This window comes from Tenacibaculum xiamenense (assembly GCF_964513065.1).
Classification (GTDB): domain Bacteria; phylum Bacteroidota; class Bacteroidia; order Flavobacteriales; family Flavobacteriaceae; genus Polaribacter; species Polaribacter xiamenense.
Map to the genome: position 1 here is coordinate 202,697 of NZ_CAZEQU010000014.1, position 21,697 is coordinate 224,393.

The following is a 21,697-nucleotide window of genomic DNA, read 5'->3' on the forward strand; positions in this document are numbered from 1 at the left end:
ATTAAATTTTATTTATATGAAAAAAAGAATCTCTTTTTTATTAACCTTTTTATGTCTTTTTTCGGTATTTGTGCATGCCCAAAAGAAGGCAGTCAGAGGAACGGTAGTGTCCGAATTTGGAGAACCTATAATTGGGGCAACAGTTCTTATTAAGGGGACTACTAAAGGCACTTCAACGGACTTCGAAGGTAAATTTACAATATCAGTTACTTCAGGGAATATTTTGGTTATTTCATCAGTAGGTTTTTTCAATGAGGAGGTATTGATCAAAGATCAAACAAGCATTAAAATAATATTAAATGAAGACCAAAACACATTGAATGAAGTGGTAGTAGTGGCCTATAGTACACGAAAGAAAGAAACTATAACTTCTTCCGTTGTTCAGTTAAAATCAGAAAAATTAACTGATGTTACTGTTCCAGAAGTGGCCACAATGCTTCAAGGTAAAGTAACTGGAGTTCAGGTTTTACCTAGTAATGGAAGACCAGGATCTTCGCCTAATATCCTCATTAGAGGAAGGTCTTCTATTTCAAATACGAACTCACCACTATGGGTTATTGATGGTATAATCTTTGGGAATTCAGACCCTAAGTTAAATCCAAACGATGTAGCAAGCTTATCCGTGTTAAAAGATGCTTCGGCTACAGCTTTATATGGAAACAGAGGTGCGAATGGTGTAATTTTAGTAACAACTAAAAAAGGAGTTTTGGGAACTAAACCCCAAATAAAAGTATCTGCAAAGTCCGCTGTAAACCAATTTAATCCAGGGAACTTTAAAGTTATGAATTCTCAACAGTTATTTGACTTTCATACGGCTATGGGGAATAATGCAACTATTAGCCCTTGGTTTACTGAAGATTTATTAGAAAGAAACTATGATTGGATTGATGGAGCAACTAAAGAAGCTTTTGTAAAAGACGCGACAATTACTTTTACTTCAGCTACAGATTCGCATAATTTACTGATCTCTTCTGGTTATTATAATGAAGAGGGAACATTAATTGGTAATGAATTGGATAGGTATTCATTTCGCTCAAATTTAGATTATAATATAACTGATAAATTGACCATTAAACCAAAGTTATATTTTGTATTTGATAATAGAGATAAACAAAACCAAGCTCCTTTATACGAAGCATATGTAAACTTACCTTGGGATTTACCATTTGCAGCTGATGGTTCAGTAGTAAATGCGAATCAAGCACAAGGAGACGATTGGTTGGGTAGAGACAAGAGAAACTTTTTTTACGATCGTCAATGGAATTATACCGATTCTAGATCTTTTGACTTATTCGCTAGTTTTGACTTTTCGTATGAGTTATTACCTAATTTAACGTTTATCTCAACAAACAATTTTAGATGGGGTAATTCAGAGTCCTTTACTTATACTGATCCGAGATCTAATGCTGGACGCCCTGTTAATGGTGCACTCGATGATTTTACATATAGGTCTTTAAGCAGATTTACGAATCAGATGATAAAGTACTCTAATAAATTTAATGAAAATCATACTGTAAATGTATTAGCGGCTTATGAATATAATGATTCAGAATCAAAGAGTATTTCAACACGTTCTGAAAATATTGTCGCTAACGCAGAAGTACAAAACCTAGGGATTAAACCAGTAAAGGCTGATGGTTCTGCTTCAGAAAGCGCCCAACAATCAGTTTTCCTATCGGCAGATTATGATTATAAAAATAAGTACTTTGTTAAAGGGTCATTAAGAGTTGACGGAGCTTCCGCTTTTGCTCCTGATTATCGTTATGGAAAATTTTATTCAATAGCCGGTGGTTGGAATATTCATAAAGAAGACTTTTTTAATATAGAAGCAATAAATGCACTAAAACTTAGAGCTAGTCATGGTTCTGTTGGAAATCTTATAGGTGGTTTTGCATATTTAACAACCTATTCTGTTGGCTTTCAGTATGCTGGGCTTAATGCAGCCAGACCGGCTCGTTTAGGTACTGAGGATATCTCATGGGAGAAAATTACTGAAACAAATGCAGGTATTGATGCTACATTATTTAATGCAGTAGACCTAACATTAGATTATTATAATAAAGTCAGTAGTGATCTATTATTTTTTACAAGATTACCCGACGCAACAGGTTATAGCGGTAGGTATCAAAATATAGGATCTGTTGTAAATAAAGGTATTGAGCTGTCTGTTGTCGCAGATGTTGTCAATAAAGAAGATTTCGGGATTAATTTAGGGTTTAATATAAGCTTTAATAAGAATACAGTAAAAGAACTTCCAGATGGAACTGATATATTAGGAGGGTCGCATATTATAAGAGAAGGAGAAGAGTTTGGTTCATTTTATATGCGAAAATGGCTTGGAGTACATCCAGCGGATGGTTCGCCAGTTTATGAGGTTGTGGAAGAAGATGGAACAAGATCAACTACGTCTGACTATAATTCAGCAACATTACAAATAGCAGGTTCTGCAAATCCAGATTTCACAGGAGGTTTCAATACAAATATCAGATACAAAAACTTCAATGTATCTTCTAATTGGAGCTTTTCTTATGGAGCTGAATTGTACAATACTTCTCGTAATTTATTCGACTCAGACGGTTATTATTTACAATTTAATCAAATGGTATTACCTGAAGGGTGGAGTAGATGGGAAAAACCAGGAGATATTGCAACACACCCAAAACCAAGAGTAGGGGGATATGCTGGAGGTAATCAAACGTCAACACGTTACTTGGAAGATGGTAGTTACTTAAGAATGAACAACATTAGATTCTCTTATGATTTACCTCAACCTATAATTAGTAAAATAGGGTTAAGTGGAGCAAATATTTATATTTCAGGTGATAACCTAGTAACTCTTACAAAGTTTAGTGGTGTAGATCCTACAATTAATAATGGTATTGGAAGCGGTAGCTTTGGTTTTACTAGTTTAGGTTACCCTGTACCAAAACGTTATGCTTTAGGATTTAACATTACATTTTAATTAGAAACAGATATAATTATGAAAAAATTTAACTATTTATTGTTACTAATCGTTGTAATGAGTATAAGTTCATGCAACTTAGATAGAGCACCTTTTGATGAGGTGGCAGCAGACGATCTTTTTGCTGACCCAGGTGCGGCGCAGTCTGCCACATTAGGGAATTATTTGACCTTAAAAGGAGAAAAAGGTTACAATGGATGGTCAGACGACTTACATAGAATGTCTGAATATTCTGGTGATAATGTTATGATAAGTGGTGGAACTTCCGACCCTTTGTTCTTTTTTTATAACTACCAAAGGAATCCTAATAATTATAGAGTGAATCGATTTTGGAAAAATTCTTATCTCACAATAGCAGGAGTTAATTCAGTTCTAGAGTTATTAGAAGAAGGGACAGAAGAGTCAAATCAAGTATTGGGGGAAAACTATTACTTAAGAGGGCTTGTTTATTTTCAAATGGGAAATCTTTTTGGAAGACCATATAATCAAGGAACAACGAACCTTTCTGTACCACTTAAACTAACAACGGATTTTGATGATTTGCCTGATAGACATACAGTAGGAGAAGTATATGATCAAGTTATTGCAGATTTATTGAAAGCGGAAGAGTTAATGACTGAAAATAAAGGACCTTCGTTTGCTTCTAAAGGAGCGGCGCAAGCATTATTGTCTAGGGTTTACCTTTATATGGGAGATAACGCTAAAGCTATTGAGTATTCTGACAAAGTAATTAATTCGGGCGAGTACGCATTATTAGCAGGTGACCGTTTTGCCAACATGAATACACTTGCTCCAGCTGAAAATGAAGAAGCCATTTTTTCTGTTACACTAACTAAAGATATTGATATTCCAGGTTTAGAAGATTGGTGGACAATTGGATCGTTTTATGCCACAATTGATGGTGTTGGTTGGGGAGAAATGTACGCATCTAAACCGTATCTAGATTTAATTGATAAAAATGAAGGTGATTTAAGAAGAAGTTTTATTGAGCCTCAATACTTATTAGATGCCAATAATCAAAAAATACCTGCTGTTTATTGGGTTGATGAAAACACTTATACTTATGTTTTTGCGAGAACAACAGAAAGTGGAGGTAATATAACTTTTAATTATGACGGCAATAATTATGCTCTGAATTCAGAGAATCTTAGTGGAAATACCATTTACTATTTTGATGGTCCTAATGGTAGACAAGATGTAACTTTCGATTTCGATATGGAAAAACGTAACGGTTACCCTAAATTTTTTATTCTTAAAGCTTCATATCAAGAGCAAGACCTACATCTTTGGTCGCCTACAATATCTCGTTTAGCTGAAATGTATTTAAATAAAGCCGAGGCCTTTGCTAAACAAGGTGCAGATCAAGAGGCTCTTAATAATATTAACATATTAAGAAATCGAGCTCAAATTCCAGCATATGACTTAAACTCTTTACCGTCAAATAGAACAGTGTTGGATTTGGTCTTAGAAGAACGTCAAATTGAGTTAGCATTTGAAGGCCATAGAAAGTTTGATGTATATAGAAACCAGAGGGTCATGAATAGAAGGTACCCAGGAACACATTTAATTAACGCTAACCCATTTTTCGAGATATTATACTCTAGTAATGTGATTGTTGAATTTATACCAGAACAACAAATATTGTTACAGCCTAGTTTAGTACAAAACCCTTAACTAAGAGCTTGATAAATTTTGAATTGAACAAAACAAAGTTTGCAACACTTTAAACAAAGATAATTTATGAAAACAATAATAGAACGAAAAAAAATAAAGGTATTATTAAGATCTATTTTTATACTAACAATAAGCTTTATGATACAATCATGTGAAGCTGATAAAATACTCATTTCTGATACTGATCTTGAATTACCTCCTGTAGTATTAGATACTTCAGGCTGGCAAGTTATTGATTATACAAGCCAAGAAGATAATGATGGAGAAGGAGCTGGTAATGGTAGAGTATTCAACACGATAGATGGTGACCCTAACACGTTTTGGCATACCTGCTGGCTTGGATGCACACCTATTCCACCACATTCTTTCATAATTGACATGTTAGAATCTAAAAATATTGATGGTTTTAATTTTATGCAAAGACAATCGCTAACTAGAAACATTGAAATACTATCTATTGAAATAAGTAATGATAATGTCAACTGGACTTCTTTAGGAGAGTTTACATTAGAGAAAATTATAGAAGTACAAGACAGACCTTTAGATCAATCGATTCAGGCACGTTATTTTAAAGTCAATGTTATTAAGGTTTTTGATGGAACAGATAATGCTGCTTTAGCGGAAATAGCCCCATATTCTAGAACATAGAATGTATAATAACTAGTAAAACCAATTGGAGTTGGGGGATTACAATTTTTTAAAATGATATGACGACTCATTAATAATTGGTTAATTAAAATTTAGTAAACATTTCATAAAAAGACGTTTTTTGTCTCACTTTCAACCATTATGTTTTTGTGTAGTAAGTGAATAGAAAACTCTCATTTAATAATGAGAGGTATGTTTTATGCAAAATAGGTAACCTTATATAGTTTTTATTAAGGTTAAGAAATAATGAAACAAAATATCAATTATATAAAATTCGTATTGATAACATGTACAAAATTAGTTTGATACTTTCTTTTTTGCCTTTAATTCAACTTTGTATCATATCTCTCATTTGATCATTAAGAGTCCCCTGTGGTGATGAAGGATCCCTCAGGCTTTAAAAGAAGTATTGGGGGTACTTCATACTTCATTAAACTTTTTATAAGGAAAGGACTATAACAATATTATTAGTTTATGTATAAGATATTAGTTACAGGAGCTTGTGGTCAGCTAGGTTCTGTTTTGGTAAAAAGACTACGAAGTAAACATGGAGAACATAATGTAATAGCATCAGATATTAGGTCAAAACCTGATATTGAAGAACTTTTTATAAAATTAGATGTTACTGATAGTAATGCTTTAGAAAAAGTAATTACGAAATACCAAATTAAGGAAATTTATCATTTGGCTGCAATATTGTCTGCAAAGGGAGAAGAATCCCCCTTAAAAACTTGGGATATAAATATAAAATCTTTGTTAAATGTACTTGAAGTATCGAGATTAAAGAATGTAAAAAAGGTTTTTTATCCAAGTTCGATAGCGGTTTTTGGAGATCATATTGATAGAAATTATACCTCTCAGATTTCTTGTTTATCTCCCAAAACTGTTTATGGTATTAGTAAAGTAGCAGGAGAAAATTGGTGTCAATATTATTTTGATAATTATGGTTTAGATGTTCGGTCAATTCGGTATCCTGGTATTATAGGTTATCAATCGTTACCTGGTGGCGGAACAACTGATTATGCAATTGATATTTTTTATAAAGCAATTGAAGGGGTAGAATTTAAGTGTTTTTTGTCTGAAAATACTTCTTTACCAATGATGTTTATAGATGATGCTATTAGAGCAACTATTGAATTAATGAGGGCGCCTAAAGAATTAATAAAAACGAGATCTTCTTATAATATCTCAGGAATAAGTTTTTCCCCTGCTCAAATAGTGGAGTCCATAAAAAAATTACTACCAGATTTTAAAATTACTTATAAGCCAGACTTTAGACAAGGTATAGCTGAAAATTGGCCATCGAGTATAAATGATTCAGAAGCTAGAGGTGATTGGGGTTGGAACTCTAAATTCAATTTAGATGATATAACGGAAATAATGATAGCCGAATTAACTAAGAAAAACAAAATTAAAACACATAATGTATAAGCTTAAAATATGTACAATACCATAAAAGAATATTTAGTAAATGAAATAAAGGAAATTAAATGTTCAGGGCTTTTCAAAAAAGAACGAGTTATTACCACTCCACAAGAAGCTGTGATTAGAATTTCCACAGGTCATGATGTTATTAATTTTTGTTCAAACAACTATTTAGGTTTATCAAACCATCCACAAGTTATTAAGGCGGCCAAAGATACCTTAGATTCTCACGGGTTTGGAATGTCATCTGTCCGTTTTATCTGCGGGACTCAGGATATACACAAAAAATTAGAGAAGAAAATTGCTGATTTTTACGGATTTGAAGATACTATTCTTTATGCCGCTGCTTTCGATGCTAATGGAGGTGTATTTGAACCACTCTTAAGTAAAGGAGACGCGATTATTTCAGATTCTTTAAACCATGCTTCTATTATCGATGGAGTCAGGTTGTGTAAAGCAACACGTTATCGTTATGAAAACAACAATATGCAAGAGCTTGAGGCTCGATTAAATGAGGCAAATGAATTAGGAGCTCGTTTTAAAATTATTGTAACGGACGGTGTGTTTTCCATGGATGGTATCATAGCCAATCTTAATGAAATTTGTGACTTAGCGGATAAATATGACGCTATGGTTATGGTAGATGAATGTCATGCTACAGGATTTATCGGTAAATCTGGGCGTGGAACGTTAGAACTGAAAAATGTTTTAAAACGGGTTGATATTGTAACTGGAACTTTAGGTAAAGCATTAGGAGGTGCAATGGGTGGATATACCACTGCTAAAAAAGAAATCATTGAAATTTTACGTCAGCGTTCAAGACCCTATTTATTTTCAAATTCATTGGCGCCCGCCATTGTAGGCGCTTCAATAAAAGTATTTGACCTATTAACAAATGACACCTCTTTGCGCGACAAATTGGAATTAAATGCTAAATATTTTCGGGAAGGCATGGAAGCGGCTGGATTTGATTTAATCGGAGCTGGTACTGCGATTATTCCCGTAATGCTATATGATGCTAAATTGTCACAAATGATGGCCGATGAATTGTTGGAAGAAGGGATTTATGTAACAGGCTTTTTTTATCCAGTCGTTCCTAAAGATAAGGCAAGAATAAGGGTTCAAATATCTGCAGCACATACCAAAAAGCACTTAGATAAGGCAATTGAAGCTTTTATAAAGGTTGGAAAAAAACATAATATCATTTAGATAAAATTCAAAAATTAATCATGGAGAAAATAGATAAACTCACACTAGTAGTGTTAGCCGCCGGAATGGGAAGTAGATATGGCGGACTTAAACAAATTGATACGTTTTCTGCAGAAAGAGATACAATCATAGACTTTTCCTTATATGATGCAATACAAGCTGGTTTTAATAAAGTAGTTTTTATCATTAGAAAAAGTTTTGAGAAGGAATTCAAAAATATTTTCAATAAAAAACTAGAAGGTAAAGTGGAAGTAGTTTATGTATATCAAGAAATTGATGCAGTACCAAATGATTATCAAATTTCAGGCAGAACAAAGCCTTGGGGTACAGGTCATGCATTATTAATGGTCAAAGATGTGGTCAAAGAAAATTTTGCCATCATCAATGCAGATGATTTTTACAGTAAGGAAGCTTTTGAAGTAATGGTAAGGCAATTAAAAACTACTGATCCAAATACATATAGTTTTAGTATGGTAGCATACTTACTAAAAAACACAGTTTCAGAATATGGATATGTTTCTAGAGGAGAATGCACTGTAAGTAATGGAGGTTTTTTAACAGGAGTGACAGAACGTTTACACATTGAGAGAATTGAAGGGGAATTAATGAGAAAAGATGAAAAAAATAATTTAGTTTCTATAGATGAAGAGGCTACAGTTTCCATGAATTTTTGGGGGTTTACACCAAAATGCTTTGATTTTTCCCAAAAGTTATTTAGGCAATTTTTAGATGAAAATAAAGAAGACCCAAAGTCTGAATTCTTCATTCCTTATATCGTAAATGAGTTTATTAAATCAAGTATAGCTACGGTTAAGGTTTTGAAATCCAATGCGAAATGGTTTGGGGTTACATATAAAGAAGATAAAATAAAGGCTATTAGGGCTATTGGTAAATTAAAAAAAGATAAAGTATATCCTAAATATTTATGGAACTAGTTATGGAAGACTGTCAAGTAAAAGAAATATTTGATGTTTTTGATTGTAAAGGCGATTTTGAACAGGCTATAAGGTTGGAGTCAGGTCATATTAATAATACTTACTTGATTCACACCAATGGTGAAGACGATTATGTATTGCAAAAAATAAATCATTTAGTTTTTAAAGACATACCAGGGTTAATAAATAATAAGGTTACGATAAGTAATCACATTAGAAATGAATTATCTCACCTACCAACAGAACAGATAAAAAGAAAAGTATTAACACTGGTCAAGGTAAAAAACAGTGAGGAATTTTATTATGAAGAAGATGGTAGTTATTGGAATTTAATGGTTTATATTAAGTGTAGCTTTACTTATGAGGTGGTAAGGAATAAGGAAATTGCTTACGAAGGGGGGAAGTTAATGGGTAATTTTTTAAACCTTACAAACGATTTCGATGCGTCAACTCTAACCACTACAATACCAAAGTTTCATGACATGTCATTTCGTTTTTCTAATTATAAATACGCTATTCAAAGCTCAAAAATTGAAAGACTAAGAAAAGCTTCCGTTCATACTGATGTTATTATTTGCCGCTTAAAAGAGGAAATGCATATTTTACAGAATCTTAAAGAACTAGGGGAGATACCTTTAAGAGTGACTCACAATGACCCCAAAATATCCAATATACTTTTTGATGAGCTCAACAAAGGGCTTTGCATTATTGATACCGATACCGTAATGTCAGGGATTGTGCACTATGATTTTGGAGATGCAATAAGAACAATTTGCAATACCGCTAAGGAAGATGAGACAGACCTTTCAAAAGTAGAGTTTAACCTAGAGTATTATAAAGCTTATACTAAAGGATTTTTGTCACAAATGGGAGACTCTTTAACACCCACTGAAAAAAAGTATCTCCCTTTGGCTGCAAAAACCATGATTTTTATTATGGGATTACGGTTTTTAACGGATTATTTAATGAATGATGTCTATTATAAAACAAAGTATCCAGAACATAATTTAGATAGGGCAAGAAACCAGTTTAAACTTATTGAAAGTTTGGAAAAACAATTTGATAAAATGTCAGTACAATGAAGAAATATTTAATTACAGGAGGAGCTGGCTTTATAGGAAGCCATATAGCCGAATTTTTGGCAAATCAAGGGCATCAAGTTACTGTATTAGATAGTTTAAGGACGGGATTTAAAAATAATCTAGAAAATTTAAACATAAACTTTATTGAAGGAGATATTTGTGAAAAAAAATTGGTAAATCAGTTGGCTAAAGACCACTCAGCTATTTTTCATTTGGCCGCTTTGGTCAGCGTACCTGAGTCAATATTAAAGTTAAGGGAATGTATACGGATTAATACTACAGGTACAATTAACGTTTTAGATGCTGCAAAAAATAATTCTAAATGTAAAGTAATACTTTCCAGTTCGGCCGCAAATTATGGAGATAACCCTATTTTGCCTAAGGTAGAAAGTATGAAGGCAGACCCCCTTACACCATATTCTATTACAAAGTTAGATGGCGAATATTATCTGAAAATGTATCAAAATTACTATGGTGTACCAACAACGTCATTGCGATACTTTAATGTATTTGGTCCTAGGCAAAACCCTAATTCTGCTTATGCGGCGGCGGTCCCTATTTTTATTCAAAATGCTTTAAAAAATGAGCCAATAAATATATATGGAGACGGAAAACAAACAAGAGATTTTATTTACGTAAGAGATGTTGTAGCGGCTAACATATTTGCCCTAGAAAAAGGTGATGACACCTATAATATAGCACGTGGCCATAGCATCAGTATTTTAGAGTTAGCTGAAAAAATAATGAATATAACTAACTCAAAATCTAAAATTAAGTTTTTAGATGAACGCCCAGGAGATATAAAACATTCTCAGGCAGATCCATCAAAGTTTCAAAAATTAGGATTTAAGCCAAAGTTTACTATTGAGGAAGCTTTGCATGAAACAATAGAATATTATCATAAAAAACTCAAAACATACTAAAATGTATAATTCTAAATCAGCAACTACCGCAGTAGTTATTATAGCTGGGGTATTCTTTGTGTTTGGTTTTGTTACTTGGATTAACGGAGCATTAATACCTTTTATGAAAATAATTAATGAGTTAACAGATGCTCAATCCTATTTTGTAGCTTCAGCTTCATATATATCGTTTATTGTAATGGCGCTTCCAGCTTCCTATATTTTAAATAAAATAGATTATAAAAAAGGAATGTCTTTGGGTTTATTTATAATGGCAATTGGAGCTATTGTTTTTATCCCTGCCGCTAAAACAAGAGTTTATTGGGTGTTTTTAGCAGGAATATTTATTCAAGGAATGGGGATGACAATTTTACAAACAGCAGCCAATCCCTACATTACCATTTTAGGACCAATAGAAAGTGGTGCAAAACGGATAGCTATAATGGGGGTAGCTAATAAGATTGCTGGAGCTTTAGGGTCTCTTATTTTTGGCGCTTTATTATTAAGCGGAATCGATGAAGTGCAAGAACAATTATATATGCTTAGTTTGGAAGAAAAATCGATACTTCTTGACAAAATGGCCGCAAGTGTTTATGTTCCTTATATAGTTATGGCTTTAGTGCTGTTTGTATTGGCTTTTTTAATAAGGAAAGCACCATTGCCACATGTTGAACCTTCGATTAAGGAAGAAAGCGAAGAGGCTAAAACCTCTGAAACAAGTATTTTTCAATTTCCCCATTTGTGGTTAGGAGTATTAACCTTATTTGTTTACGTTGGAGCAGAGGTAATTGCTGGTGATACCATAATAGCATATGGTATCTCTTTAGGCTTTTCAGGTGAAGAGGCCAAGTATTTTACTACGTTTACATTAATGGCAATGGTAGGTACTTATATATTAGGCGTGTTTTTAATACCTAAATATATAAGCCAGAAAAAAGCATTAGTAATTAGTGCCATTTTGGGAATTGTATTTACTATTTGTATTCTTTATACCACAGATTATATTTCCGTATTATTTGTTGCGGCTTTAGGAATGGCAAACGCACTAGTTTGGCCAGCTATTTGGCCATTGACATTAGATGGTTTAGGCAAATTCACAAAAACAGCTTCTGCACTATTAATTATGGCCATTTCCGGAGGAGCCGTTATTCCACCATTATATGGTAAGATGGTTGACGTAAGTAAGGAAGAGCTTGTTAATAAAGGGGTAATGGAGCTAGAGGCTATGGCTCAAGCATCAACCAGTAGCTACTGGATATTATTACCATGTTATGGGATGATACTTCTTTTTGCCATATGGGGACACAAAATTAGAATTAAAAAATAAATTATAAAAACAATGTTACAAAGTAAGATTGATATATCTACAGGTTTCGAAAAGCGATATGAAAAAGTAAAAACGGTTGTTTTTGATAACCCAACGAATGCTTCCAAAGAAGTAGCCAAAGAAATAGCAGATTTAATTAGATTAAAACAAACACAAAATAAAATCTGCGTTTTGGGTTTAGCCACTGGTTCTTCTCCAAAAAGTTTATATGTAGAATTAGTGCGATTACATAAAGAAGAAGGGGTGAGTTTTAAAAATGTAGTTTCTTTTAACCTTGATGAGTATTACCCAATGCAGCCCGAGTCTGTGCATAGTTATGTACGTTTTATGAAAGAATTATTGTTTGATAAAATAGACATCTTACCTGAAAATTGTCATATTCCTGATGGAACATTACCCAAAGAGAAAATAGCTGAGTATTGCAAAAGCTATGAGAAAAAAATAGAAATGTTGGGAGGTATAGATTTACAAATTTTAGGTATTGGTGGTAATGGTCATATCGGTTTTAATGAATCGGGTTCATTCAGAAACTCTAAAACACGTTTAGTAGCTTTGGATCATGTTACACGTGAAGCTGCAAGTAAAGGTTTTTTGGGGTTAAATAATACACCTAAAACGGCCATTACACTTGGAGTTAAAACGATAATGGAAGCAAAACGTGTCATATTGTTGGCATGGGGAGAAGGTAAATCTAACATTATTAATAAAGCGGTAGAAGGTCAGGTAACTAATGATGTACCAGCATCATTTTTACAGGAACATGATAATGTGACTTTCATTTTGGATACAGGATCTGCCTCTAAACTTACCAGAATTAACAAACCTTGGTTAGTGGAAAAGGTAGAGTGGACAGATAAAATGATTAAAAAAGCAGCTTTAGGGTTAGCTCAAGAATTAAAAAAACCAATACTGAAACTTACCGATGCTGACTACATAGAGTATGGAATGAGTGATTTGTTAGCTGAAAAAGGCTCTTCTTATGATGTTAATATAGAGGTGTTTAATAATTTACAGCAAACCATCACTGGTTGGCCAGGAGGAAAGCCAAATACGGATAATACTAAACGTCCGGAAAGAGCGACACCAGCTAAAAAACGAGTACTCATATTTAGTCCACATCCTGATGATGATATTATCAGTATGGGAGGAACTTTTATGCGATTGCAACAGCAAGGGCATGAGGTACATGTAGCATACCAAACTTCTGGAAATATTGCAGTTGCCGACGATGAGGCTTTGCGTTTTGCAAACTTTGTTTGCGACTATAATGATAAGTTTGGTATAGATAATAACAAGGCAACAAGGATCTACAGTGAAGCGATTAAGTTTTTAAAGAGTAAAAAAAATAGCGACATAGATACTTCTGAAGTAAGAAGTATTAAAGGTATGATTCGTAAAGGAGAGGCTAGAGCTACATGCCGTTATGTAGGGATACCTGAAAGCCAAATTCATTTTATGGAATTACCATTTTATGAAACAGGAACTATTGAGAAAAAACCAATGGGAGAGTCAGATATAAAATTAACAACAGAATTAATTGAGAAGATAAAACCACATCAAATTTATGCTGCTGGCGATTTAGCTGATCCCCATGGAACCCATAAAGTATGCTTAGATATTGTTTTTGAATCTATAACAATGTTAAAGCATGAAAAATATATGAATGATTGCTGGGTATGGCTTTATAGAGGAGCCTGGAAGGAATGGGAGATAGATGAAATTGAGATGGCTGTGCCATTAAGTCCGAATCAAGTATTGGAAAAACGTCATGGAATTTTTAAGCACCAATCTCAAAAAGATGGCGTGGTTTTTCAAGGGAACGATTCAAGAGAATTCTGGCAGCGAGCAGAAGATAGAAATAGTGAAACAGCTGAAATATACGATAACTTAGGGATGACCTGCTACTCAGCCATGGAAGCCTTTGTTCGATGGAGGTTTTAGATTATTAGTAATTTTTATATGACTTTAATAAAATCAATTTCGGGAATACGAGGAACAATTGGAGGAAATGTGAATGATAACCTAACCCCTATTGATGCAGTAAAATTTGCTGCTGCATATGGAACTTGGTTGTTAAATCGTAATCAACCTAGAAAAAAGTTACGTGTAATTATTGGCAGAGATGCTCGTATTTCTGGTAAAATGCTAAGCAACTTAGTTATTAACACATTAATAGGTTTAGGAATAGATATAATTGATGTTGGTTTGTCTACTACACCAACTGTTGAGATTGCTGTTCTGCTTGAAAATGCCGATGGAGGAATTATTGTGACGGCTTCGCATAACCCTAAGCAATGGAATGCATTAAAATTGCTTAATGAAAAAGGTGAATTTTTAAATGGAGCGGATGGGGCAGAGGTTTTAAATGTTGTTGAAGCAAATAATTATAGCTTTGTAGAGGTAGATAATCTTGGTACTTCTATAAAAAAAAATGGCTATATAAATAGGCATATAGAAGAAGTGTTGAAACTGGAATTAGTAGATGTTGAAGCTGTTAAAAATGCTAATTTTAAAATAGTTGTTGATGCAGTTAACTCTACTGGAGGAATAGCTATTCCAGCATTATTGGAAAGGTTGGGAGTGGAATGTGTGAAATTATACTGTGAGCCAAATGGGCATTTCCCACATAATCCTGAACCTTTAAAAGAACATTTAACAGAAATATCTAAATTGATAGTAAAAGAAAAGGCAAATTTAGGTATTGTTGTTGACCCAGATGTTGATCGTTTGGCTTTGGTTTGTGAAGATGGCTCTATGTTTGGTGAAGAATATACTTTAATTGCCTGTGCCGATTATGTGCTAAGTCAAACTAAAGGGAATACAGTATCCAATTTGTCTTCTTCCAGAGCTTTAAGAGATATTACAGAAAAACATGGAGGTTTATACCAAGCAAGTGCAGTTGGCGAAGTTAACGTAGTTAAACTTATGAAGGATACTAATGCCGTTATTGGAGGAGAAGGAAATGGAGGAATAATATACCCCGCTTTTCATTATGGTCGTGATTCTTTAGTTGGAGTGGCACTTTTTTTAACTCATTTAGCGAAATCTAAGAAGAGTTGCAAAGAGCTTCGTAAAAGCTATCCTTCTTATTTTATTAGTAAGAATAAAATTCAACTTACACCAGAGATAGATATTGACGAAATTTTAAAGAGAATTGCCGAAAATTATATAAATGAAAGTGTGACTACTATTGATGGCGTTAAAGTAGACTTTGCTGATGAATGGATACATTTAAGAAAATCGAACACTGAGCCTGTTATTCGGATATATGCAGAAAGTATTTCTCAAGAAAAAGTAGATACTTTAACTCAAAAAATAATGAAGGAAATACAATTGCTAATTTAATTCAAAAAGTCAATCTAATTTTTTAAATCGTCAAAATTAACCCCAAAAGGAGGGTAGTTAAATCATAATTAACTAGGTTACAATTTGTCATCTTGGAGTCACAGTTAATTATGATTTTTCTATTAATTAAGCTTGACTTTAAAGGGCTACCAAACAGGACTTACTGAGAGGTATCATAAATTTACTACGGAATGATTTTACTAACTGAATAAAATGAAAAGCCAAGACCTAGGTCTTGGCTTTTAAAAACATTTTAATTTATGCTATTTCTTGAAATTGTGTCTACAATTTTATTATTGGATATAGGTAATTCTATTGAATAATTATTTTTTTTATGTATTTACGATCACTAGTATAATATTTAAGAATATATAGTCCTTTAACTAAATTTGAAACATCAATTTGCGATCGATTTTTTTCCTTAGTTTTAATTGATTTAGCCATTACTTTTTTTCCTTGTATATCAAATATTTCAATTAGGCCATCAGCTTTATCATTTTCCGAAATACTTATATTTAAAATTTCTGAAGCAGGATTAGGAAAAATAGTAAATTCTGAAGTGTCATTTTGAAGTGAAGGACGCTTTACAGTTTCATTAACAGCACTTCTATTAGATAACTTCACAAGTCGCAATTGTTGATTTGTACTTCCGTTACAGTAATTTTGTGTGATATTATCACCATTATTTGCCCCGTTAGCATTTACACATAACTTACTTCTACTATTTATTACATGATATACATTATTTGAGAATTTTTCCAATATCCAAAGTTGATTCGAGCCTCCATGATGTTGATAAAGACCTATATTTGCTCCATTGGAAGTTCCAAACCCATCCGCAACTTTATTGCTTCTAACGTTGGTAATACTGTATAAAGGTAACCCAGTGTTTGAGTTCTTTACGTAAGTTATTCTCCATTGTTGGTTGGTTCCGCCATGATACCCCCAAAGACCAATATTGGCTCCATTAGAAGTTCCGAAAGCATCTAGTGATTTTCCTGAATTTTCAAAAGTAATTTTATAAACTCCGTCACTGAATTGGGGATTTTTTACGATAGCTGACTTTGTTACGGTTCTTCCTAAAATATCTTCCAATACAACTTCTACTCTTTGATTTTCATTCACTGTTATATTGGATGATCTTGTCTCAGGATTAATTGCTGAAGCGACGATAGCACCGTTTACTTTAATTGTATATTTAAATTGAGGGGTTGATGATGTTGGAACATTCCATGTTACCGAAGAAGTAGAAGCACTGCTAATAGAGAAGTTAATTGAGGGGGTAGCGGGTTCTGTATTGGGAGTACTTAAATTAAAGCTTTTGGGTAAATTGTTCAAATCCAAACTAGAATTAGGAAAAATACCTCCGCCTGCCTTCATATAAAAAGTAGTTCCGTTATTGATAACTCCAGCATCAACATTGTTACTATACTGAGCAGATCGAGGCTCAGTTACTTTATAAAAACTAATAGAATTTGGTGCTGTCCATTGACCATTTATTCTTTTAAAAACATCTTTAAATTGTACACCTCTAACATAATTTCCTTTATTTGTCCAATCTTCAACGAAAGCATTAGTTTTTGAGTTAAAATTAACATTTGCTACAGGGTAGTCCATAGTAACCATATGATGCCATTGATTGGTGTTATTTCTTCGTATCCAAAAACCAAAATAAGTATGGTTTCCGACATTCCATTTACGTGCAACAGTAGTAATCCATTCATTAAGTGACCATCCTATAGAGCGATTAAACGATTTTAAACCAGTTCCTTCTCCTCCAAACCTTTCAACATTTGTACCTGACCCAGTAAATTTAGCTCTAATAGGTTGGCGATTCGAAGGATCCCAGATAGAAAAAATAAAGGCATGCCCTTTATCAGGAGAATCTTGTATACCGCAGTAGCCGCCTCCTTCGCTACCTTGGTTCCATCCCATAGTTGAAAAGTAGGAGGTGGGTCCGGTATTGGTTACCTTGGTGGTTTTCATAATGATATCTCCTGAACCATTATCGTTTAAATTGGCATGTATTGAAGGACCTGAGCTTTGCGAAACAACTACGGTGTTCAATAAAAATAAAATTGAAAGTAAGAATAAAGTTTTCATAAAAAATTAATTTATAAATTAAATATCAGTCTTCTTCTTTTTAGGCAATGATCTGTGAAATTTTGCCACTTTGGTTGTATATTGAGTTGTTTGTATGGTTTTGGTAGTTAGTTGTTTATGTGTAGTGTTGGTAATGGTGTTTAAAATAACGAGTTCCTTATTGAATTTAATTTTTAAAGAACGTTGGTTAAACAAATTTGGAATATTTTATCCAGAATTTAAGTGGGTATTTTATTCAAAAAGGGAGATATCATAAGCTTCAATTAGAATTTAAGTGGTTATTTTGGTCATAACTTTATTGTGGGTATTCCTAACAATAAAAAGCCGAAATCATAAATATGAAAACGGCTTATAAGTTCGTTGTTTTTTTACAGTGAGTCATTAAAAATAGTGATACCTAAAGTTTATAAATGATGTAAGTAAATCATCCGTGATAGTTTTATAATTATTAAAACTTTAAAACTTTAAAACTTGTCATTACTTATTCTTTTTTAAACTCATTACTTTCTCTTTTATCCAACGAATTGAAATATCAATAGGTTCTTTTGTATTAGTAAAAGCTGTATTATGCCCTAATCGGGAAAAAGTAGATATTCGTATGATAGTAGAAAAAGCTTCTGACATTTACATATGCCAATTCAATGTTATTTTTTCAAATTTTTACGAATCCTGCTCAATTGGGTTGGGGTAATGCCGAGGTGGGAAGCGAGATGTAACTGTTGTATTCTCTGTTCAATATTAGGATGCTTAAAAAGCAATTTTAAGTATCTTTCCTTAGCATTTTCCATAACCAGAGAAACCTCTCTTTGCTCTTTTTCAATAACCCAGTTATTTTCTAAATAAGAGATGTAAAAGTCTTTTAGATCGAGGTTGTTATTGATAAATTGTCGGTACTTTTTATAATCAAGACTAACAAGAGTTGTTTTTTCTAATGACTCCAACGTGAAGTTTGAAGGTGCATTCTGAAGGTAAGAAACCTTAGATCCAGCAAAATCAGTTTCAAGAAAGATATTTTTATTATAAATATTCCCATCATAATCCGTTATGTATGCTCTTAAAGCTCCCTTGCACACAAAATAAATATTTTTTGCAATCTGCCCATTTCTTAGCAATATTTCCCCCTTTTCAAGCTCTCTAAACTTAATTATTGATTTAATTAATGACCAAGACTTCTCGGAAATATGAGAATAACTTTCAAACTTCAACTTTAACTCAGAAATGTATTTTTCTTTTACCAAATGTTTTTAAATAAATTACTAGGTGGTTAGTATTAAGACTAATTCTTTGGGCGAAAATAATGAAGGGTTATAGCCTTTTAAGTTAAAAAAAGGCAAAAATTTCAATACTATTGTATTAGAGTTACTCTTTATTGGTGTAAAATTAAGTCTAAACCAAGTGGTAATAGCTTCAATTAAATCTAAAACGGCCACCCGTTGATCATATTGTAATCATTTTTAGGGTCGAAGACAATTCCAATTTCCTCTTTAGGATTCCATTGGTAATCTATATAAGCTTCTGGTGTTTTAACAATATGATTCCAATTGGCATTTGGAAAAACATATAAAGTCCAATGATCGGCATCCCATGTTCCATACAATTTCTCATTTGGTAAATAGAGTAGGATGTATTCAGGGGCGTAATATTCGCATTGGTTGGTTAAGTTAACAGCGGGAATTTCGTAATATGATTTTCCACTAACGTTTCCTTCAATATATATCTTTCCTAATTTTAAGTTATTAAAATCAATAATTCCAACAAAATCTGGTTCTACGGATTTATAATCATAATTCAGTTGAGATTTAGATTGTAGGAATTGAGTTAAGTCATTAGGTAGTTCCATTTCGAGTTTACATATTTAAAGGTTGTATAATGAGAATAGAAAAAAGGTTCTATAGTTAACTTTTTTCTGCTACTTCTTTTAATTTTTGAATTACCATTTCCCAACCTTGATTTATATGATTCATTCGCTCTTTATTTCCATCAAATGTTTCATTTGTAATGGTTAATTGAATCTTGTCATTTTTCTCGACTAATTCATAGGTGACATGAATATAATTATCAGGAATATCTTCAAGACCAAAGTTTGGATCGAAAGTGGAATATTTGATTTTAGAATAAGGTATAAATTCTAATACGATTCCTTTTTGAAAAGCTTCATATCCTTGGTAGTTTCCTTGCCATGTAATGGGAGAGCCTTTTTTCCATTCCGATTCTACCGTGCAATTGAACATATATTCTTTCGTATATTTCGATAGCGTTAATACGTTCCATACTTTTTTTATTTCGGTCTCTATTTCTATGTTTTTAAATGTTTTGAGTTTCATTTGTATTACATTTGATTGTTTTGTTAAAGTTATTTCAGGCTTTTAAGGAGTTTATAATTATAGTTTTTTGATATTAAAGTTACATTTTTAAATTAAAAATTATTTGGGTGTTTAATAATAGAACATATTTAAATGAAGTTTATTTATTCGAAATATCGATTATCTCTCCGGGAAAAGTAATCTTCTCTTTTTTCGAAATTATATTCTGTTATTTCACCGCTTTTCGCATTCATTTTAAAATGATATTGAACATTAGGAAAACAACTTGAACCTAATATACTTCCTTCACTAATTACTGTACTTGTTGCCCAAAAAAAAGTGTCCTTTCTGTTATCAAACCAAAAATCGATATGTAATTTTTTCGGTGAAATTTTTCTACGAATTAATTCAGAATGAACAGAATCAATAGGAATGATATTATTTGCGAAATTAACTTTTGGAAAATCAATATCCTTAATGCATTTTCCATTTTTGTCAACCATTAAATTAAAACCCATTTTTTCAATTCCTAACTTAAGTTTTTCTAATTCATAGTACACTGAATATATTGGGAAATTCAAAATTGTATCACAATCTTCTTTATTCATATCTTGTCCGAGAAGATCTGTTATTGATTCTTTTTTTTCGTTCGTTATTATTTTGATAGGTGCATTCGAAAGAATGAAACCAGTTTTAAAATTCAACTTCTTGAAATTATCAACCTCTAACCTTTTTATCAAGAACTTATTAATTTTGTGTTGAATATTATCTGGGATCTCACTCAAATTATTGAACTCTTCGGAATAACAACTGTTGATATGCTTATAACTTTCCCTTTTAGAAACTTTTTGTGGATATTTCTCACGAGAATATTTATCGCAAGAAATAAATGAAATTATAAAAACTAGATATAGCAATGGTTTCATATGAGTGTTAAAAATTTGATGTGTCCTTTTTGTTGTTGTCATTCTTTCTTATCTTTTTGTTCAATTCGATATTGATTGTCGTTTAGTGATTTATCTTCACTATACATGGCGTTTGACATTCCTATCATGAATGCGGTTATCATTGTAATTAATTTTCGCTTTATCCAATAATCTATACTTTTGGATTTCTCCAATTTATTTTTATTTTCTTGTTTATACATTTTAATAATGATTAATAGTTAAATGCTGACTTCATTATTTATGCGATAAAGGCATATATGCATAGAATTAAAATTTATTTTATGCTATGTATAAACTTGAAAAATGATTACTTGAGACGATCTTTTTATTCAAAAAAATGTGTTGAGCTATTCTTAAACTTATTTTTTGATGTAGTGAAATATATGTTTTAAAAATATTTTTAACTAATAAATTGTGAATATCTCGAAGTTTAAGGTAGGATGTTGGAGGTACAAGTGCGTTTTTCTTTAGAAAATATCTCCTGAAAACGTAAATCTTGTTATAGGAGTTACTCGATTCATTTCGAGAATTAAGATGTGAAACTTGATAATAATTAGAAGAGTTTGTTTGAGAGTGTATAGAACAAACATTGATCGTAAGACCAATTATTAAAAGAAAGGAAATAATATGTTTGATATACTTTTTCAAACTAACAATTTTGTATCACATAGCCATTTATATAGCAAAATGCAGTATAAAGATATTGATTTTTAATTTAATAGGTTGCTTCGGGTAAAATGTGTTTGAAGTTTTATTTCTTTATCCATTTGATTTCGTTACTAACTTCATCTTCTTCTATTTCTCCAGTTTTAAACTAAGGATTTCCGTAGCTAAT

18 protein-coding genes are annotated in these 21,697 nt (G+C 32.3%); 11 read left to right on the top strand and 7 right to left on the bottom strand.

The features are described 5' to 3' along the window. Positions 1-16: 16 nt before the first annotated feature. The 11 genes from ACKTTV_RS06095 (at position 17) to glmM (ending at position 15,509) form a co-directional block, all read left to right on the top strand. Positions 17-2,962 carry a SusC/RagA family TonB-linked outer membrane protein gene (locus ACKTTV_RS06095; protein ID WP_408029933.1) on the top strand — a complete coding sequence of 982 codons (2,946 nt, stop codon included), beginning with the start codon at positions 17-19 and terminating at the stop codon, positions 2,960-2,962. 18 nt (positions 2,963-2,980) lie between these two features. Then, on the top strand, positions 2,981-4,636 hold the full coding sequence (locus ACKTTV_RS06100; RefSeq protein WP_408029934.1) for a RagB/SusD family nutrient uptake outer membrane protein: 1,656 nt from the start codon (positions 2,981-2,983) through the stop codon (positions 4,634-4,636). Positions 4,637-4,774: 138 nt separating this feature from the next. Beyond that, positions 4,775-5,284 carry a discoidin domain-containing protein gene (locus ACKTTV_RS06105; RefSeq protein ID WP_408029935.1) on the top strand — a complete coding sequence of 170 codons (510 nt, stop codon included), beginning with the start codon at positions 4,775-4,777 and terminating at the stop codon, positions 5,282-5,284. 474 nt (positions 5,285-5,758) lie between these two features. Continuing rightward, positions 5,759-6,715: an NAD-dependent epimerase/dehydratase family protein gene (locus tag ACKTTV_RS06110; protein ID WP_408029936.1), complete on the top strand. Its 957-nt coding sequence runs from the start codon at positions 5,759-5,761 to the stop codon at positions 6,713-6,715. Positions 6,716-6,724: 9 nt separating this feature from the next. Further along, on the top strand, positions 6,725-7,918 hold the full coding sequence (kbl, locus tag ACKTTV_RS06115) for a glycine C-acetyltransferase (protein WP_408029937.1): 1,194 nt from the start codon (positions 6,725-6,727) through the stop codon (positions 7,916-7,918). Positions 7,919-7,938: 20 nt separating this feature from the next. Next, a complete protein-coding gene (locus ACKTTV_RS06120; protein ID WP_408029938.1) occupies positions 7,939-8,853 on the top strand; it encodes a nucleotidyltransferase family protein in 915 nt (304 codons plus the stop codon). Beyond that, a complete protein-coding gene (locus tag ACKTTV_RS06125; RefSeq protein ID WP_408029939.1) occupies positions 8,844-9,935 on the top strand; it encodes a phosphotransferase in 1,092 nt (363 codons plus the stop codon). Before ACKTTV_RS06120 ends, ACKTTV_RS06125 begins: the two co-directional genes overlap by 10 nt. After that, on the top strand, positions 9,932-10,858 hold the full coding sequence (locus ACKTTV_RS06130; protein ID WP_408029940.1) for an NAD-dependent epimerase/dehydratase family protein: 927 nt from the start codon (positions 9,932-9,934) through the stop codon (positions 10,856-10,858). Before ACKTTV_RS06125 ends, ACKTTV_RS06130 begins: the two co-directional genes overlap by 4 nt. Position 10,859: 1 nt before the next feature. After that, positions 10,860-12,164 carry a sugar MFS transporter gene (locus tag ACKTTV_RS06135; RefSeq protein WP_408029941.1) on the top strand — a complete coding sequence of 435 codons (1,305 nt, stop codon included), beginning with the start codon at positions 10,860-10,862 and terminating at the stop codon, positions 12,162-12,164. A 12-nt stretch (positions 12,165-12,176) separates the two neighbouring features. Continuing rightward, positions 12,177-14,105 carry a glucosamine-6-phosphate deaminase gene (nagB, locus tag ACKTTV_RS06140; RefSeq protein WP_408029942.1) on the top strand — a complete coding sequence of 643 codons (1,929 nt, stop codon included), beginning with the start codon at positions 12,177-12,179 and terminating at the stop codon, positions 14,103-14,105. A gap of 18 nt (positions 14,106-14,123) precedes the next feature. Further along, entirely contained in the window at positions 14,124-15,509 is a 1,386-nt protein-coding gene (glmM, locus tag ACKTTV_RS06145; protein ID WP_408029943.1) for a phosphoglucosamine mutase, read from the top strand. A gap of 312 nt (positions 15,510-15,821) precedes the next feature. On the opposite strand, the gene ACKTTV_RS06150 is transcribed toward glmM, so the two are convergent. The 7 genes from ACKTTV_RS06150 to ACKTTV_RS06180 all read right to left on the bottom strand — a co-directional run bounded on the left by ACKTTV_RS06150 (position 15,822) and on the right by ACKTTV_RS06180 (position 21,062). Then, positions 15,822-17,612 (bottom strand): DUF3472 domain-containing protein, encoded by a 1,791-nt coding sequence (locus ACKTTV_RS06150; protein WP_408029944.1) that lies wholly within the window; start codon positions 17,610-17,612, stop codon positions 15,822-15,824. 477 nt (positions 17,613-18,089) lie between these two features. Then, a complete protein-coding gene (locus ACKTTV_RS06155; protein WP_408029945.1) occupies positions 18,090-18,236 on the bottom strand; it encodes a hypothetical protein in 147 nt (48 codons plus the stop codon). 20 nt (positions 18,237-18,256) lie between these two features. Then, entirely contained in the window at positions 18,257-18,850 is a 594-nt protein-coding gene (locus tag ACKTTV_RS06160) for a Crp/Fnr family transcriptional regulator (RefSeq protein ID WP_408029946.1), read from the bottom strand. A 179-nt stretch (positions 18,851-19,029) separates the two neighbouring features. Beyond that, entirely contained in the window at positions 19,030-19,452 is a 423-nt protein-coding gene (locus ACKTTV_RS06165) for a hypothetical protein (RefSeq protein ID WP_408029947.1), read from the bottom strand. A 55-nt stretch (positions 19,453-19,507) separates the two neighbouring features. Continuing rightward, positions 19,508-19,936 (bottom strand): SRPBCC domain-containing protein, encoded by a 429-nt coding sequence (locus ACKTTV_RS06170; protein ID WP_408029948.1) that lies wholly within the window; start codon positions 19,934-19,936, stop codon positions 19,508-19,510. A 143-nt stretch (positions 19,937-20,079) separates the two neighbouring features. Next, positions 20,080-20,883, bottom strand: coding sequence for a hypothetical protein (locus tag ACKTTV_RS06175; protein WP_408029949.1), 804 nt, complete (start codon positions 20,881-20,883; stop codon positions 20,080-20,082). Continuing rightward, a complete protein-coding gene (locus ACKTTV_RS06180) occupies positions 20,880-21,062 on the bottom strand; it encodes a hypothetical protein (RefSeq protein ID WP_408029950.1) in 183 nt (60 codons plus the stop codon). Before ACKTTV_RS06180 ends, ACKTTV_RS06175 begins: the two co-directional genes overlap by 4 nt. Between the last annotated feature and the right edge of the window lie 635 nt (positions 21,063-21,697).